The organism is Chromobacterium sp. CV08 (assembly GCF_051129845.1).
GTDB lineage: Bacteria > Pseudomonadota > Gammaproteobacteria > Burkholderiales > Chromobacteriaceae > Chromobacterium.
Window position 1 is genome coordinate 1,236,232 of record NZ_CP150453.1, and the last position, 13,727, is coordinate 1,249,958.

At 67.1% G+C, this 13,727-nt stretch carries 15 protein-coding genes; 8 read left to right on the forward strand and 7 right to left on the reverse strand.

The window, feature by feature from the left end; genetic code table 11:
- Nucleotides 1-19 precede the first annotated feature (19 nt).
- The 4 genes from WNM05_RS05820 to WNM05_RS05835 all read left to right on the forward strand — a co-directional run bounded on the left by WNM05_RS05820 (nt 20) and on the right by WNM05_RS05835 (nt 3,036).
- Nucleotides 20-877: a CheR family methyltransferase gene (locus WNM05_RS05820; RefSeq protein WP_434633327.1), complete on the forward strand. Its 858-nt coding sequence runs from the start codon at nt 20-22 to the stop codon at nt 875-877.
- A 105-nt stretch (nt 878-982) separates the two neighbouring features.
- A complete protein-coding gene (locus WNM05_RS05825; RefSeq protein WP_434633329.1) occupies nt 983-2,239 on the forward strand; it encodes a D-amino acid dehydrogenase in 1,257 nt (418 codons plus the stop codon).
- 59 nt (nt 2,240-2,298) lie between these two features.
- Nucleotides 2,299-2,679, forward strand: a complete 381-nt coding sequence (locus WNM05_RS05830; protein WP_434635123.1) for a group II truncated hemoglobin — start codon at nt 2,299-2,301, stop codon at nt 2,677-2,679.
- Nucleotides 2,680-2,748: 69 nt separating this feature from the next.
- Entirely contained in the window at nt 2,749-3,036 is a 288-nt protein-coding gene (locus WNM05_RS05835) for a hypothetical protein (protein ID WP_434633330.1), read from the forward strand.
- 58 nt (nt 3,037-3,094) lie between these two features.
- On the opposite strand, the gene WNM05_RS05840 is transcribed toward WNM05_RS05835, so the two are convergent.
- Entirely contained in the window at nt 3,095-3,454 is a 360-nt protein-coding gene (locus WNM05_RS05840; RefSeq protein WP_434633332.1) for a dihydroneopterin aldolase, read from the reverse strand.
- An 84-nt stretch (nt 3,455-3,538) separates the two neighbouring features.
- Between WNM05_RS05840 and plsY the strand changes: the two genes are divergently transcribed.
- A complete protein-coding gene (plsY, locus tag WNM05_RS05845; protein ID WP_434633333.1) occupies nt 3,539-4,159 on the forward strand; it encodes a glycerol-3-phosphate 1-O-acyltransferase PlsY in 621 nt (206 codons plus the stop codon).
- 57 nt (nt 4,160-4,216) lie between these two features.
- On the opposite strand, the gene WNM05_RS05850 is transcribed toward plsY, so the two are convergent.
- Nucleotides 4,217-5,176, reverse strand: a complete 960-nt coding sequence (locus WNM05_RS05850; protein ID WP_434633334.1) for a histone deacetylase family protein — start codon at nt 5,174-5,176, stop codon at nt 4,217-4,219.
- Between the two features lie 64 nt (nt 5,177-5,240).
- On the opposite strand from WNM05_RS05850, the gene WNM05_RS05855 reads away from it, so the two are divergent.
- The 3 genes from WNM05_RS05855 to WNM05_RS05865 are packed head-to-tail and all read left to right on the forward strand — an operon-like array spanning nt 5,241 to nt 8,999.
- Entirely contained in the window at nt 5,241-6,146 is a 906-nt protein-coding gene (locus WNM05_RS05855; protein ID WP_434633335.1) for an AAA family ATPase, read from the forward strand.
- Nucleotides 6,130-7,074, forward strand: a complete 945-nt coding sequence (locus WNM05_RS05860; protein WP_434633336.1) for a DUF58 domain-containing protein — start codon at nt 6,130-6,132, stop codon at nt 7,072-7,074. Before WNM05_RS05855 ends, WNM05_RS05860 begins: the two co-directional genes overlap by 17 nt.
- Nucleotides 7,071-8,999 (forward strand): transglutaminaseTgpA domain-containing protein, encoded by a 1,929-nt coding sequence (locus WNM05_RS05865; RefSeq protein WP_434633337.1) that lies wholly within the window; start codon nt 7,071-7,073, stop codon nt 8,997-8,999. The genes WNM05_RS05860 and WNM05_RS05865 overlap by 4 nt, the downstream gene beginning before the upstream one ends.
- A gap of 41 nt (nt 9,000-9,040) precedes the next feature.
- Here the strand turns inward: WNM05_RS05865 and rpoS are convergent, their stop codons facing one another.
- The 5 genes from rpoS to nadA form a co-directional block, all read right to left on the reverse strand.
- On the reverse strand, nt 9,041-9,991 hold the full coding sequence (gene rpoS, locus WNM05_RS05870) for an RNA polymerase sigma factor RpoS (RefSeq protein WP_434633338.1): 951 nt from the start codon (nt 9,989-9,991) through the stop codon (nt 9,041-9,043).
- Nucleotides 9,992-10,044: 53 nt separating this feature from the next.
- A complete protein-coding gene (locus tag WNM05_RS05875; RefSeq protein WP_434633341.1) occupies nt 10,045-11,184 on the reverse strand; it encodes a peptidoglycan DD-metalloendopeptidase family protein in 1,140 nt (379 codons plus the stop codon).
- Complete coding sequence (locus WNM05_RS05880) at nt 11,181-11,849, reverse strand: protein-L-isoaspartate(D-aspartate) O-methyltransferase (RefSeq protein ID WP_434633343.1); 669 nt, start codon at nt 11,847-11,849, stop codon at nt 11,181-11,183. The genes WNM05_RS05875 and WNM05_RS05880 overlap by 4 nt, the downstream gene beginning before the upstream one ends.
- The gene (gene surE, locus WNM05_RS05885; protein WP_434633346.1) at nt 11,834-12,577 is read right to left on the reverse strand and encodes a 5'/3'-nucleotidase SurE; all 744 of its coding nucleotides are present in this window, start codon (nt 12,575-12,577) and stop codon (nt 11,834-11,836) included. The genes WNM05_RS05880 and surE overlap by 16 nt, the downstream gene beginning before the upstream one ends.
- Before the next feature lie 114 nt (nt 12,578-12,691).
- Nucleotides 12,692-13,609: a quinolinate synthase NadA gene (gene nadA, locus WNM05_RS05890; protein WP_434633349.1), complete on the reverse strand. Its 918-nt coding sequence runs from the start codon at nt 13,607-13,609 to the stop codon at nt 12,692-12,694.
- Nucleotides 13,610-13,727: the final 118 nt, after the last annotated feature.

Consider the following 13,727-nt stretch of genomic DNA (forward strand, 5'->3'; position numbering starts at 1 on the left):
TTGCTGTGGAATCCAGGACATGAACAAACTGCCGCCGGTGGTATTGCCCAAGATTGAATTCAGTCGGGAATTCGCTTTCAGCGACGCCGACTTCGAGCGCATACGCAAGCTGATCTACAAGGAAGCGGGCATTTCGCTGAATCCGTCGAAGAAGGACATGGTGTACGGCCGCCTGGTGCGCCGCATCCGCGAACTGAAGCTGCCCGGCTTCGCCGCCTATGTCGACTTCCTGGAGTCGGTCAGCGGCAAGCGCGAGTTCGAGCAATTCGTCAACGCGCTGACCACCAATCTGACCTTCTTCTTCCGCGAGGAGCACCATTTCCCGATTCTGGCCGAGCACCTGAAGAAGAAAGCCGCCGCCGGCGGCGAGCTGGCCATCTGGTGCGCGGCCTCTTCGACCGGAGAGGAGCCGTATTCGCTGGCGATCACCGCGCTGGAGGCTTTTCCGGGCGCATCGAAGCCGAATGTCTCGGTGCTCGCCACCGACCTCGACACCAGCGTGCTGGAAACCGGCCGCAAGGGCATCTATCCGGCCGACAAGATCGCCCGGCTGCCGGCCGGCCACGCGGTCAAGTATTTCGACAAGCTGCCGGACGGCAGCTACCAGGCCAAGCAGGTGCTGCGCAATATGATCACTTTCCAGCGGCTCAATCTGATCGAGAGCAACTGGTCGGTGCGCAAGCAGTTCGACGCGATCTTCTGCCGCAACGTGATGATCTATTTCGACCGCGACACCCAGTTCGGCGTGCTCAAGCGCTTCGCGCCGCTGTTGAAGCCGGACGGCCTGCTGTTCGTCGGCCATTCTGAAAACTTCTACTTCGCCTCCGATTATTTCCATCTGCGCGGCAAGACCGTGTACGAGCACGCCAAGAAATAGCCTGTTTGTCAGACAAAACAGTCGCCGCGGCGGCCATTTGCCTTTAACATGCCGGCAGGAACGGGCAAGCGAGTCTTGCCCGTTGTCTTGTCTGATGGAGGCGTAATGCGTGTGGCAGTACTCGGAGCCGGCGTCGTGGGCGTGTCCACCGCCTGGTTCCTGGCCAGGATGGGGCATCAGGTGGTGGTGTTGGAGCGGGCCTGCGGCGCGGCGCGCGAGACCAGCTTCGCCAATGGCGGCCAGCTGTCGGTCAGCCAGTCGGAGCCGTGGGCCGGTCCGAGCGCGCCGTGGCAGGTGCTGCGCTGGCTGTGGCGCGACGATGCGCCGCTCTTGTTCCGGCCGCGAATGGACGCGGCGCAGTGGCGCTGGATCGTCGGCTTCCTGCGCGAGTGCCTGCCGGGCCGCTCGATCGAAAACATGCGGCAGATGGTGGCGCTGGGCTTGTACAGCCGGGACGCGATGCGGCAGCTGCGCGACGAGACCGGCATCGCCTACCGCCGGCTGTCGCGCGGGATTCTCAGCCTGCATTACGACGCCGGCCAGTTGCGCCACGCCGAGCGCTCGGCCGAGCGCCTGCGCCGACTCGGCGTCGACAAGCGTTTGCTGAGCCCGGAGCAGGCGCTGGCGCTGGAGCCGGCGCTGGCGACGGCGCTGCCGTCCCTCGCCGGCGCCAGCTGGTGTCCCGACGACGCCTCCGGCGACGTCCATCTGTTCACCTGCGGGCTGGCCGCCGCGGCCGCCGGCCTCGGCGTCGAGTTCCGTTACAATACCCGGATCAATGCGCTGGAAACGGCCGCGGGAGAGGTGTCCGCCGTGTCGGTGACCGGACCGGACGGCGCCTACCAGCGGGTGACGGCCGACGCCTACGTGCTGGCGCTGGGCAGCCATTCGCCGCTGCTGGCGGCGCCGCTGGGCCTGAGACTGCCTGTCTATCCGGCCAAGGGCTACTCGGCGACGGTGCCGGTGAAGAGCCTGGCCGCCGCGCCTATGGTCAGCATCACCGACGACGCGCACAAGCTGGTGTTCAGCCGGCTGGGGGACGACCTGCGCATCGCCGGCACCGCCGAGCTGTCCGGCTACTCGTCCAGTCTCGATCCAGCGCGCTGCCAGGCGCTGATCCGGCGCGGCCGGGCGCTGTTCCCCGACGCCTGCGACTGGGACGCCGCGCGCTTCTGGAGCGGCCTGAGGCCGGCGACGCCGGGCAATGTGCCGCTGATAGGCGGAACGCGCATAGGCAGGCTGTATCTGAACACCGGGCACGGCACGCTGGGCTGGACCGAGGGCGCCGGCTCCGGCCGGGCCCTGGCGGAGATCATCAGCGGCCTCAGGCCGCAACTGGACTTTTCCTTCTGCGGCCGGTGACGGCGGCGGAGATCATCGCCGGCGCCGCGCGCCGGCATCTGGAGAACGAGTTGAGCGAAGTGCAGGAAATGACGCCGTACCAGCTATTGGGCGGCGAGGGCGTGGTGCGTTGGCTGACGGACCGATTCTACGACATCATGGACAGCGAGCCGGCGGTCAAGCCGCTGCGCGACATGCACCCGGAGGACCTGTCCGGTTCGCGGCAGAAACTGTTCATGTTCCTGTCCGGCTGGCTGGGCGGGCCGTCCTTGTACATGGAGGCCTTCGGCCATCCGCGTTTGCGCATGCGCCACATGCCGTTCGCCGTCGATGAGGACGCCCGCGACCAGTGGATGTTGTGCATGCGGCGGGCGGTGGGCGAACTGCTTGTGGAGGAGTGGTTGAAGGACAAGCTGCTGGAAGCTTTTTACAATACCGCGGACTTCATGCGCAATCGCTGAAATCAGCGGCGGTCTTGACGCCGGCGCCGCTTTGTCCATGATGAAAGTGTCTAGGACCGGAGTTTCGCCATGGCGCGCCGCCCGCTGCTGCTGCTTGCCGTCATGCTGGGAAGCCAGGCCGCCGGCGCGGCCTGCCTGCCGCAGGCCATGATGTGCGCGTCGCCGCGGGATCGGGAGGTGCTGCGGCAGGACAGGGAGCCGCAAGGCCTGCAGCTGGGGCCGGTGCGGCTGGAGCAGGACCCCGACGGGCACGCGCTGAGGTTGGCGCCGAACGTCGATCTGGGCAAGCGTACCCATCTGTCGGTCAAGATGCACAACAAGGACGTCGGCCTGAAGCTGAAGTTCAATACCGACTGAACGCCTGTCCGCGATCCTTTCGAGAAAAGACCGTGAACAGGCCTGGGCCTGCGGGCGCTCAGTGCGGCCGGTGGCCGCGCTCTATCTGCACGCCGACATGCTTGACGCCGGGCAGTATGCCCAGCTTGGTGACCGCCACCTTGACCCACGGCGCGCCGAATTCCTCGCGCACCATCTTGGCGATATGCTCCGCCAGGGCCTCCAGCAGCAGGAAATGCTGTTCTTCCAGCGATTGGCGCAGACGCTCGACGACGACGCCGTAGTGTATGGTGTCGCCGATATTGTCGCTGTGGCAGGGCGTGTCGCTGGGAATGCCGATTTCCAGGTCGATTTCTATGGTCTGGGCGGTTTTGCGCTCCCAGTCGTACACGCCGATCACGGTGTCGGCGCGCACTTCGCGCAGGAATATGATGTCCATCTGTCTGTCAGGTGGTTGGGCTTTGGCGCCCGATACCGTAAAATCCGAAGCTTCCCATTCTAATGCAACGGATACCGCTCCACCATGACCACGACCGCATTTGCCTTTGTGCTGGCCGCCTATCTGATCGGTTCATTGTCCTTCGCCGTGATCGTCAGCAAGGCGATGGGCATGGCCGATCCGCGCAGCTACGGCTCCGGCAACCCCGGCGCCACCAATGTGCTGCGCAGCGGCAAGAAGCTGGCCGCGGCGCTGACGCTGCTCGGCGACGGCGTCAAGGGCTGGGTGGCGGTGGCGCTGGCCTCCTGGCTGGGGCCGCGCTACGGCCTGGGCGAGCAGGGCATCGCGCTGTGCGCGCTGGCTGTGCTGTTCGGCCATATGTGGCCGGTGTTCTTCGGCTTCAAGGGCGGCAAGGGCGTGGCGACCGCGGTCGGCATCCTGTTCGGCATCAATGGCTGGCTGGCGCTGGCGGCGCTGGCCACCTGGCTGTTCATGGCCTTCGTGGTGAAGATCTCGTCGCTGTCGGCCATCGTCGCCTGCGTCTTGGTGCCGGTTTACGCCTTTTTCATCGTCGGGCCGCAAAGCGTGTTTTTCGGCACCTGCATCATCATCGCCATCGTGGTGGTCCACCGCCACAAGTCCAACCTGATCAAGCTGATGACCGGGAAGGAAGACAAGATAGGCAATAAGGGCGACGCCGGCTGAACCGCGCGTCGGGAATGAAAAAAGCCGTCCTCCGGGACGGCTTTTTGCTTGCCGCGTTCAGCCGTCGGACAGCACGCGTATGTGGGCGGTTACGCTGCGGCCCAGCGCCGACAGGTCGTAGCCGCCCTCCAGCACCGACACGACGCGGCCTGCGCAGTACTGGTCGGCGATCTGCATCATGTGGCGGGTGACCCACTCGTAGTCCGATTCGGTCAGGCCCAGCGAGCCCATGTCGTCCTCGCGGTGGGCGTCGAAGCCGGCCGAGATGAACAGCATCTGCGGCTGGAACTCGTGCAGCAGCGGCAGCCAGACGTTTTCTACCGTTTCGCGGAACTCGCGGCCTGCGCTGCCGGCCTTCAGCGGCACATTGTGCATGTTCGGCCCCAGCGGCGTGTCGCCGCTGTACGGATAGAACGGGTGCTGGAAGATGGACACCATCAGCACCCGCGGGTCGTCGTGCAGGATTTCCTCGGTGCCGTTGCCGTGGTGGACGTCGAAGTCCACCACCGCGACCCGTTCGAACTGGTAGTGGGACAGCGCGTGGGCGACGCCGACTGCGACATTGTTGAAGAAGCAGAAGCCCATCGCCTTGTCGCTTTCGGCGTGATGGCCGGGCGGGCGCACCGCGCAGAAGGCGTTCGGCGCCTTGTCCTCGGCGACCAGCTCCACCGCCTTCACCACCGCGCCGGCCGCGCGGCGCGCCGCCCGCAGCGTGCCGGGCGACATCGCGGTGTCCGGATCCAGCCGGAAGGTGCCGACGCCGGGCGAGCAGGCTTCCAGATATTCGACGTAGCGCGGCGGATGCACCCGCGCCAGCTGCTGGTCGCTGACCTCGGGCGCCTCTATCTGCTGCAGGCTGTCGAAAATCTGCGAGGCCATCAACTGGTCGCGGATGGCGGTCAATCGTTCCGGGCACTCGGGGTGGCCCACCCCCATATTGTGTTGCAGGCAGTCGGGATGCGTGACGTAGGCGGTCAGCCCGTTCCGCTGCAGGCGGTTCTTCAGCCAAGTGAACACGAAGGCTCCTGCGCGCTTACAATAATATGTGAATTTGATAAATACTGCGCGCAAGCGGGGTCAAATGCAATCACTCTCCCTGGCCTACCGGCAATTGAACACCTTGATTCTGGGCAAGCCGCAGGCGATCCGCCTGGCCTTCGCCTGCCTGATCGCCGGCGGCCACCTGCTGATCGACGACGTGCCCGGAGTCGGCAAGACCACGCTGGCGCACGGGCTCGCCGCCGTGATGGGGCTGGACTATCGCCGGGTGCAGTTCACCAGCGACCTGCTGCCGGCCGATATCCTCGGCGTCAGCATCTACCAGCGCGACAGCGGCCGCTTCGAACTGCACCAGGGACCGGTCTTCACCCAGGTGCTGCTGGCGGACGAGATCAACCGCGCCTCGCCCAAGGTGCAGTCGGCGCTGCTGGAGGCGATGGAGGAGAGGCAGGTGTCGATAGACGGCGCGACCCACGCGCTGCCGTCGCCGTTCTTCGTCATCGCCACCCAGAATCCGGGCGAGCAACTGGGCACCTTCCCGTTGCCGGAGTCGCAGCTGGATCGCTTCCTGATGCGGATTTCTCTAGGCTACCCGCCGCGGGAGGCCGAGCGCGCGCTGCTGATGGGGGAGGACAGGCGCGCCTTGCTGCAGCGCTTCCGGCCGGTGATGGGCGCAGAGGAATTGTCGGCGCTGCAGCGCCGGGCGGCGGCGTTGCCGGTGACGCCGGCGCTGGCCGACTATCTGCTGGCCCTGTTGGACGCCACCCGCCAGGGGGGGCTGTTCTCCACCGGCCTCAGTCCCCGGGCCGGCCAGGCGCTGGCGGCCGCGGCGCGCGGCTGGGCCTTGCTGTCCGGCCGCGACCATCTGCTGCCGGAGGACGTCAAGGCGGTCTTCCTGCCGGTGGCGGCGCACCGGCTGCAGGCGGCCTCCGGCATGGATGTCGAACGAGAGTTGGGACGCTTGCTCGCCAATGTCGCCATTCCGTGATCGGCTCCGGCGCTGGTGGTGGCAGCGGCAGCCGCTGGAGGAGCGCTGCCGGCTGTCGCAGCGCCGCATCTATCTGCTGCCGACCCGCTTCGGCCTGCTGCTGCTGGCGGTGGCGCTGGCGGTGTGGGTGGGCGCGCTCAATTACCAGGTCAGCCTGGCCTACGCGCTGGCGTTCTGGATCGCCAGCCTGGTGCTGGTGGCGGTGCTGATGGCCTATCGCCAGCTGTCCGGCCTGGGGCTGCGCGCCGAGCCCGGCGCGGCGGTGTTCGCCGGGGAGCGCGCCGTTTTCCGGCTGTGGCTGGACAACCCCTTGCCATTGCAACGGCGGCTGCGGCTGCGGCTGAGCGATGGCGAGACCGTCGATTGCCTGCTGGACGGCGATGGCGAGGTCCGCGTCGAGCTGGCGCTGGCCACCGGAAGGCGCGGCTGGCTGGAGCTGCCGCCGTTCGTCGTAGAGAGCGACGCGCCGTTCGGCCTGATCCGGGCCTGGGCGGTGCCGCGGCTGCGGGCGCGGCTGCTGGTGTACCCGGCGCCGCTGCCGGACGCGATGCGCGGCCGCAGCGGCGGGGACGGCGGCAGCGGTGGCGCGGCCAGGTCCGGCGGCGACGACTTTTCCCATCTGGACAGTTATCGGCACGGCGACGCGCCGCGGCAGATCGCCTGGAAGGTGCTGGCCCGGCGAGACGTACTGGCCAGCAAGCGCTTCGTCGGCGACGGCGGCGCCGAGGAGCTGCTGCTGGACTGGCGCGACTACGGCCGCGAGCCGGATATCGAGTGGCGGCTGTCGCGGCTGGCCTGGCGCGTCGAGGAGTGCGAGCAGCGCCGGCGCCGCTACCGCCTGCTGTTGCCCGACGGAGAAATCGGCCCGCAGCCGAGGCAGCGCGAGCAGGCGCTGTCCGCGCTGGCCTTGTTCGGGAGGGACGCATGACAGGCGTCGAGGTGCCGCCGCGCGGCGGCCCGGCGCTGCTGGCGCTGGGCTGGACCATCTTGCCGCTGGCCTGGTTTCTGCCGCCATGGGTGCCGGCCTTGTGTGCGCTGGCCTTGCTGGGGCGCGGCTGGCTGGCGCGCCGCGGCGCGGCTATGCCGTCGCGCTGGCTGCTGCTGCCGACGCTGCTGCTGGCGGTGGCGGCGCTGTGGCTGAGCTTGCGCACGCTGGTCGGCCGCGAGGGGGGCGTGGCGCTGCTGGTGCTGCTGCTCGCCTTCAAGGCCTACGAGACCGCCAGCTTGCGCGACTGGCGGGTGCTGCTGGCGCTGGGCTTCTTTCTGGCGGCGATGCCGCTGCTGTTCGACCAGTCGCCGGCGATGGCGGCCTGGCTGGTCGCCGACCTGCTGCTGCTGACCTGGGCCACCGCGGCGCTGGCCGGCGGCGCGCCGCGCGGCAGCTGGCGCAGCGCCGCGCAGGCGCTGCTGTTGTCGCTGCCGATGATGCTGGCGCTGTTCGTGCTGATGCCCAGGCTGCCGGAGCCGCTGTGGAGCGTGCCGGAGCCGCGCCGCGCCGCCTCCAGCGGCCTGGGCGACGATATGGAGCCGGGCAGCATCAGCCAGCTGATCCTGAACCGCGAGCCGGCGTTCGCCGCGGTCTTCGCCGGGGAGGCGCCGACGCCGGACCAGCTGTACTGGCGGGTGCTGCTGCTGGACGATTTCGACGGCCGGCGCTGGATAGGCGTCGGCGGGCAGCAGGGCGAGCGCGCGGCGCTGGCCGGCGGGCGCCCGTTGCGCTACAGCCTGTTGCTGAAGCCGGACAGGGGCAGGCTGCCGGCGCTGGACCTGCCGCAGGCGCCGGAGGCCGACATCAGGCTGGAGGCCGGCGGGCTGCTGCGGCTGGACGAGAAGCGCGACGAACTGGCGCGCTTCTCGCTGGAAAGCGGGCTGGGCGGCCGCTATCTGGCGTCCTTGTCCGGGCGAGAGCAGGCCTTCTATCTGCGGCTGCCGCCGGGCAATCCGCAAAGCCGGGCATTGGCCGCCAGGCTGGCGGCCGGCGCCGGCGATGCGCGCGGCTTCGTCCGCGAGGCGCTGCAATACCTGAGGCGCGGCGGATTCCGCTACACGCTGCAGCCGCCGCTGCTGGACGGACAGGCCATCGACGGGCTGCTGTTCGGCAGCCGCCAGGGTTTTTGCGAGCACTACGCGTCGGCCTTCGCCTTTCTCGCGCGCGCGGCCGGCATTCCGGCGCGGGTGGTGGTCGGCTACCAGGGCGGCGAATACAATCCGGTCGGCCGCTTCTGGCAGGTGCGCTCGTCCGACGCCCATGCCTGGGTCGAAGTCTGGCTGGCCGACGGCGGGCAGTGGCTGCGGGTCGACCCGACCGCGGCGGTGTCGCCGGGCCGCTTGGAGCAGGGGGCGGAACAGGCGCTGCCGGCCCTGCGCGGCGACGGAGGCGCCGCGGCGATACTGCCGCCGCGCTGGTGGCGGCGCGCAAGGCAGCAATGGCAGGCGGTCGATTTCGCCTGGCAGCAATGGGTGGTCGGCTACGACGCCGACCGTCAGCAGGGCCTGTTCCAGCGGCTGGGGCTTGGGAGGCGGGTCGACGCCGCCAGCGTGACGCGCGGCCTGCTGATCGCCTTGCTGCCGGCGCTGCTGCCGTTGATGTGGTGGTGGCGGCGCAGGCCGGGCGGGCCGCCGCTGCCGGAAGGATGGGCGCTGCTGAGGCGGCGGCTGGCGCGGCGCGGCGTAGCGGTGGCGCCGTCGCAGGGGCCGCTGGAATTGCTGAAGGCCGCGAGGGCCTTGCCGCGCGACGATTACCGCCGCCTGAAGGCGCTGGTCGGCGAATACATCGATTTGCGCTATCGTGCGCCGCAGCCGGACGCGATCCGGGCGCGGCGCTGGCTGCGGCGGGCGCGGCGCTGGAAATGAAAAGGCCCGGCATTGGCCGGGCCGACGGGAACGGCGGCGCTTCAGAGCAGGAAGTCGCGAGAGATGCCTTTGCGGCGCAGGATGCGGCGCAGTTGCTCCAGTCCCTCGATCTGGATCTGGCGCACCCGCTCGCGGGTCAGGCTCAGCGAGGCGGCCAGTTCCTCCAGCGTGCAGATCTCGTAGCCGTTGAGGCCGTAGCGCCGCTCGATGACCAGCCGCTGCTTCTCGTTCAGCTGGCTCAGCCAGTCGTGGACGAACATCTCCAGCTGGCTGTTGTGCAGCTGCAGTTCCGGTTCCTCGTGCTGCTCGTCGGGAATCGACTCGCCTATCGACAGCATCGGGTCGATGTCCAGCGGCGCGTCCAGAGAGGCCATGCGCTCGTTCAGATTCATCACCTTGCGCACGTCTTCGACCGGCTTGCCGACCAGGTGGGCGATTTCCTCTATGCTGGGTTCGCGGCCGATCTGGCTTTCCAGATGGCGGGAGGCGCGCAGGTAGACGTTCAATTCCTTGATCACGTGCACCGGCAGGCGGATGGTGCGCGACTGGTTCATGATCGCGCGCTCTATGCTCTGGCGTATCCACCAGGTGGCATAGGTGGAGAAGCGGAAGCCGCGCTCCGGATCGAACTTCTCCAGCGCGTGCATCAGGCCGATATTGCCTTCCTCTATCAGGTCGAGCAGCGCCAGTCCGCGGTTGATGTAATGCTTGGCGATGTTCACCACCAGCCGCAGATTGTGTTCGATCATCTTCTGGCGGGCCTCGAACTCGCCCGCCACGACGCGCCGCGCCAGCGCCAGTTCCTCCTGCGGCGTCAGCAGGGCGTTGTTGCCGATGTCGTTCAGATAGATCTGGGTGACGTCGGCGACGACGTCCTCGAATACCGCGGTGCTGTCGGAAGCCTCGTCGGTTTCCGCCTCGGCCGCGGCTTCTTCGCTGTTTTCCTCGTCGAGAAGCTCGTTCTCGTCCAGGATGTCGGTTTCGTTGCTCATCTCGCTACCCCCGTCGCTGTCTTGTCCCGGCGGGGGTAGCTGGCTACGCCCGGTCAGGACTTGTGTTCAAGATACTGCATCGGGTCCACCGGCTTGCCGAATCGGCGGATCTCGAAGTGCAGCTTGACTTGGTCGGCATCGGAATTGCCCATTTCGGCAATCTTCTGCCCTTTCTTGACAGACTGTCCCTCCTTGACCAGCAATTGGCTGTTATGCGCGTAAGCCGACAGGAAGGTCTTGTTGTGTTTGATGATGATCAGCTTGCCGTAGCCCCGCAGCCCGGCGCCGCTGTACACCACCTTGCCATCTCCAGCTGCGAGCACCGGCTGACCTAGGCGCCCGTTGATTTCAATCCCCTTGTTGTTTTCCGAATAGCCTTTGCTGATCTTGCCCTCGGTCGGCCACAACCATGCCACCGCGTCTTCCTGGGCGGTCGGCGCGCTGGCGTCCTTGGCCGGCGTGGTCACGACCGCGCTGGCTTCCGGCTTCTTGCCCGGCAGCGGGGCGCTGGCCGGGGTCGATGCCTGAGCGTTGTGCTTGTCTCCCGCGCGTCCCTCGCTCTGGGCCGCCAGGTCTTTCACCGCATCGCTGCCGTATGGCAGCTTCAGGGCCTTCGGATAGGCCTTTACCGTTGCCGCAGCGCCAGCCTGGGCCGCCGCGTGATCGGCCGCCGTCGCTTCCGGCGCCGGACGCGCGGCCGGGACGGCGGCCGCCGGAGCCGGGCCGCCCGGCGGCGTCAAGCGCAGCACCTGGCCGACCTTGATATTGGTGTCGGGCAGATTGTTCCAGGCGGCGACGTCCTTGTATTTCAAGCCGTGGTTCAGCGAGATGCGGAACAGGTTGTCTCCGGGCTTCACCACATAGCTGCCGTTACCATCGGCGACCGCGGCCGCCTTGTCCACCGGCTGCATGTTCAGGTTGCCCTGCTCGCGGTACGGCGTGGCGACGGTGTTGTCCGGCGCCGCGACCGGCTGGGCCGGCTTGCCGGCGGCCACCGGGGCCGATACCGCGCTTTCCACCGGCGCGGCCTGCTGCGCGATGCTGCTGCAACCGGCCAGGGTTGCGCCAATTGCAGCGACTAATATATACGCATACCTGCAATGCATTTTTAGCATGTTTTTTTGTCGAATCGTTGAAGTTTGAGTTTTGCTTGATTGTCTGACAGCGCAAGTGTTGCGTTTTTGCAGTTTCAACTGCGCCCGTTCAGCAATGGAACGAATTTCACCGGATCCAGCTTGGTCTTCTGCACGCCCTGGGCGGTTTTTTCCAGCAGCCACAAGTGCTGCTCCTCGTCGCCCAGCGGCAGGACCAGCCGCCCGCCGTCCGCCAGTTGTTCGACCAGCGCGGCCGGCACCGTGCGCGCGGCGGCGGTGATGATGATGCCGTCGAACGGCGCGGCTTCCGGCAGGCCGACATTGCCGTCCCCGTGCACCAGCCGGGCGTGGACCAGCTTGGCGGCGCGAAGATTGCGTCTGGCTTGGTCAAGAATCGCGCCCAGTCGTTCCATCGAATACACTTCGGCGCCGGCTTTCAGCAGTACCGCGGTCTGGTAGCCGCAGCCGGTGCCTATCTCCAGAATCTTGCCGGGCTGGCGGCCCTGGAGCAGCAATTCGCTCATCCGCGCCACCGTCAGCGGCTGCGAAATCGTCTGGCCGTGGCCTATCGGCAGCGACACGTCGTCGTAGGCGCGGGTGGCCAGCGCCTGGTCGACGAACAGATGTCGCGGAACCTCGTGCATGGCCTTGAGCACCCTGTCGTCGCTGATGCCGTGCTGGCGGAGGCGGTCGGTCATGCGCCGGCGCGTGCGCTCGGAAAGCATGCCGTATGCCTGGCCGTTCTGTGTCAGCGGTGCAGCCATGTGGAAATCCTGTCCAATTGCCCGTAGGCGGTCAAATCCAGCATCAGCGGGGTCACCGACACCTGCCCGGCTGCGACGCAGCCGAAGTCGGTGCCGGCGCCGGCGTCCTGCACCGCGCCGACCGGTCCTACCCAGTATATCGTTTCTCCACGCGGATTCTGCGATTTGATCACCGGCTGGGCGGCGTGCCGGCGGCCCAGTCGGGTGACGGCGAAGGCGCCCAGTTCCTCCGGCGCGATGTCGGGCACGTTGACGTTCAGCAGCACCGGCTGCGCGAACGGGTCGGCGAGGCAGCGCTCTACCAGTTGTTCGACGACCTTGCCGGCGCTGGCGAAATGGCGGCCGCTATAGCCGGCCAGCGAGACGGCGACCGAGGGGATGCCCAGCATGAAGCCCTCGGTGGCGGCGGCCACGGTGCCGGAGTACAGCGTGTCGTCGCCCATGTTCGGGCCGTTGTTGATGCCGCTGAACACCATGTCCGGCTTGAAATCGAGCAGGCCGGTGACGGCCAGGTGCACGCAGTCGGTCGGCGTGCCGTTGACGTAGTAAAAGCCGTTGGCCGCCTGGCGCACGGTCAGCGGCCGGTCCAGCGTCAGCGAGTTGCTGGCGCCGCTGCGATCGCGTTCCGGCGCCACCACCGCCACTTCTCCATAGCGTTGCAGCGTCTGGGCCAGCATGGCCAGGCCAGGCGCGAAATAACCGTCGTCGTTGCTGAGCAGAAACTTCATACCGTCTTTCAGTGTTTACCGCGTAATTGTAGCGCCGCCGACATGACAGCGGATAGGGCCGCCGCGGCGCGCGGCCCGTAAAAAAACCCGCGGGCGGCGGGTTTCTGGGCCAAGTTAGGCGTAGTAGCGTTTGCTGAATTCCAGCATCCGCTCGATCGGCACGCGCGCGGCGTCCATCTGCTCGGCGGACAGATAGTCTATCTCCAGGCCCTGTCCCTGCTGGGCGCGCTTGACCGCCTCTATGGTATTCATCTTCATGTACGGACAGGAGTTGCACTGGCAGCCGGCGTAGATCGGCGCCTGGCGCAGATCGAGGTCGGGGCGGGCGAGGCCCATGTTGTACAGGATGCCGTCCTCGGTGGCGACGAAGATCACCGCTTTCGGATTCCCCTGATAGCTCTTCACCCAGTTCAGCATGCCGGAAGTGGAGCCGACGTAGTCGGCCTTCTTCAGCACCGGCAGCGGGCTTTCCGGGTGGGCGATCAGGTATTTGTCGCCGGACGCCGCCGCGAAGGCCTCGTCCAGCGCGGCCTCGTTGAACTTGTCGTGCACCTCGCACACCGCCGACCACAGCGGCATGTCGTAGCCGTACAGATCGTTCAGGTAGCCGCCCATATTGCGGTCGGGCGAGAAGATCACCTGCTTACCCTCGGCGTACAGATGGGCGATGATGTCGTCGACGTTGCGGCTGGTGACGATCCAGTCGGACACCGCCTTGTGTTCGGCGCTGGAATTGATGTACGACACATGGACGTGGTCGGGGTAGCGCTTGCGCCATTGCGTCAGCTCGGCGACGTCGGTCTGGGTCACCAGCGAGCAGGTGGAGCCGGCGTCCGGCAGGATCACGGTGGCTTGTGGATTGAGGATCTTCGCGGTTTCGGCCATGAAGCGCACGCCGGCGAAGACGATGATGTCGGCCTGGGCTTCCTTGGCGTACAGCGACAGCTCCAGGCTGTCGCCCACCTTGTCCGCCATCTGCTGGATCTCGGGCTGGGTGTAATAATGAGCGAGGGTGACGACGCGTTTCGTCATGGTGTATCGGCTCCTGGCCGGGCGGATTCGGATCCTCCCCGGTTGCATTGGTGCAGCGCAATAAACGTTTGTTGCGAAATAGTAAAGATTAGCAATATTGTAAAGACTGCGCTACTGG

Excerpts from the sequence above, each read along its gene's own strand:
- WNM05_RS05865 (WP_434633337.1), top strand. The coding sequence starts at position 7,071 with ATGACAGGCGTCGAGGTGCCGCCGCGCGGCGGCCCGGCGCTGCTGGCG.
- nadA (WP_434633349.1), bottom strand. The coding sequence starts at position 13,609 with ATGACGAAACGCGTCGTCACCCTCGCTCATTATTACACCCAGCCCGAG.
- WNM05_RS05880 (WP_434633343.1), bottom strand. The coding sequence starts at position 11,849 with ATGGCTGCACCGCTGACACAGAACGGCCAGGCATACGGCATGCTTTCC.
- WNM05_RS05860 (WP_434633336.1), top strand. The coding sequence starts at position 6,130 with ATGTCGCCATTCCGTGATCGGCTCCGGCGCTGGTGGTGGCAGCGGCAG.
- WNM05_RS05825 (WP_434633329.1), top strand. The coding sequence starts at position 983 with ATGCGTGTGGCAGTACTCGGAGCCGGCGTCGTGGGCGTGTCCACCGCC.
- WNM05_RS05840 (WP_434633332.1), bottom strand. The coding sequence starts at position 3,454 with ATGGACATCATATTCCTGCGCGAAGTGCGCGCCGACACCGTGATCGGC.
- plsY (WP_434633333.1), top strand. The coding sequence starts at position 3,539 with ATGACCACGACCGCATTTGCCTTTGTGCTGGCCGCCTATCTGATCGGT.
- WNM05_RS05820 (WP_434633327.1), top strand. The coding sequence starts at position 20 with ATGAACAAACTGCCGCCGGTGGTATTGCCCAAGATTGAATTCAGTCGG.
- WNM05_RS05835 (WP_434633330.1), top strand. The coding sequence starts at position 2,749 with ATGGCGCGCCGCCCGCTGCTGCTGCTTGCCGTCATGCTGGGAAGCCAG.
- surE (WP_434633346.1), bottom strand. The coding sequence starts at position 12,577 with ATGAAGTTTCTGCTCAGCAACGACGACGGTTATTTCGCGCCTGGCCTG.
- WNM05_RS05855 (WP_434633335.1), top strand. The coding sequence starts at position 5,241 with ATGCAATCACTCTCCCTGGCCTACCGGCAATTGAACACCTTGATTCTG.
- rpoS (WP_434633338.1), bottom strand. The coding sequence starts at position 9,991 with ATGAGCAACGAAACCGACATCCTGGACGAGAACGAGCTTCTCGACGAG.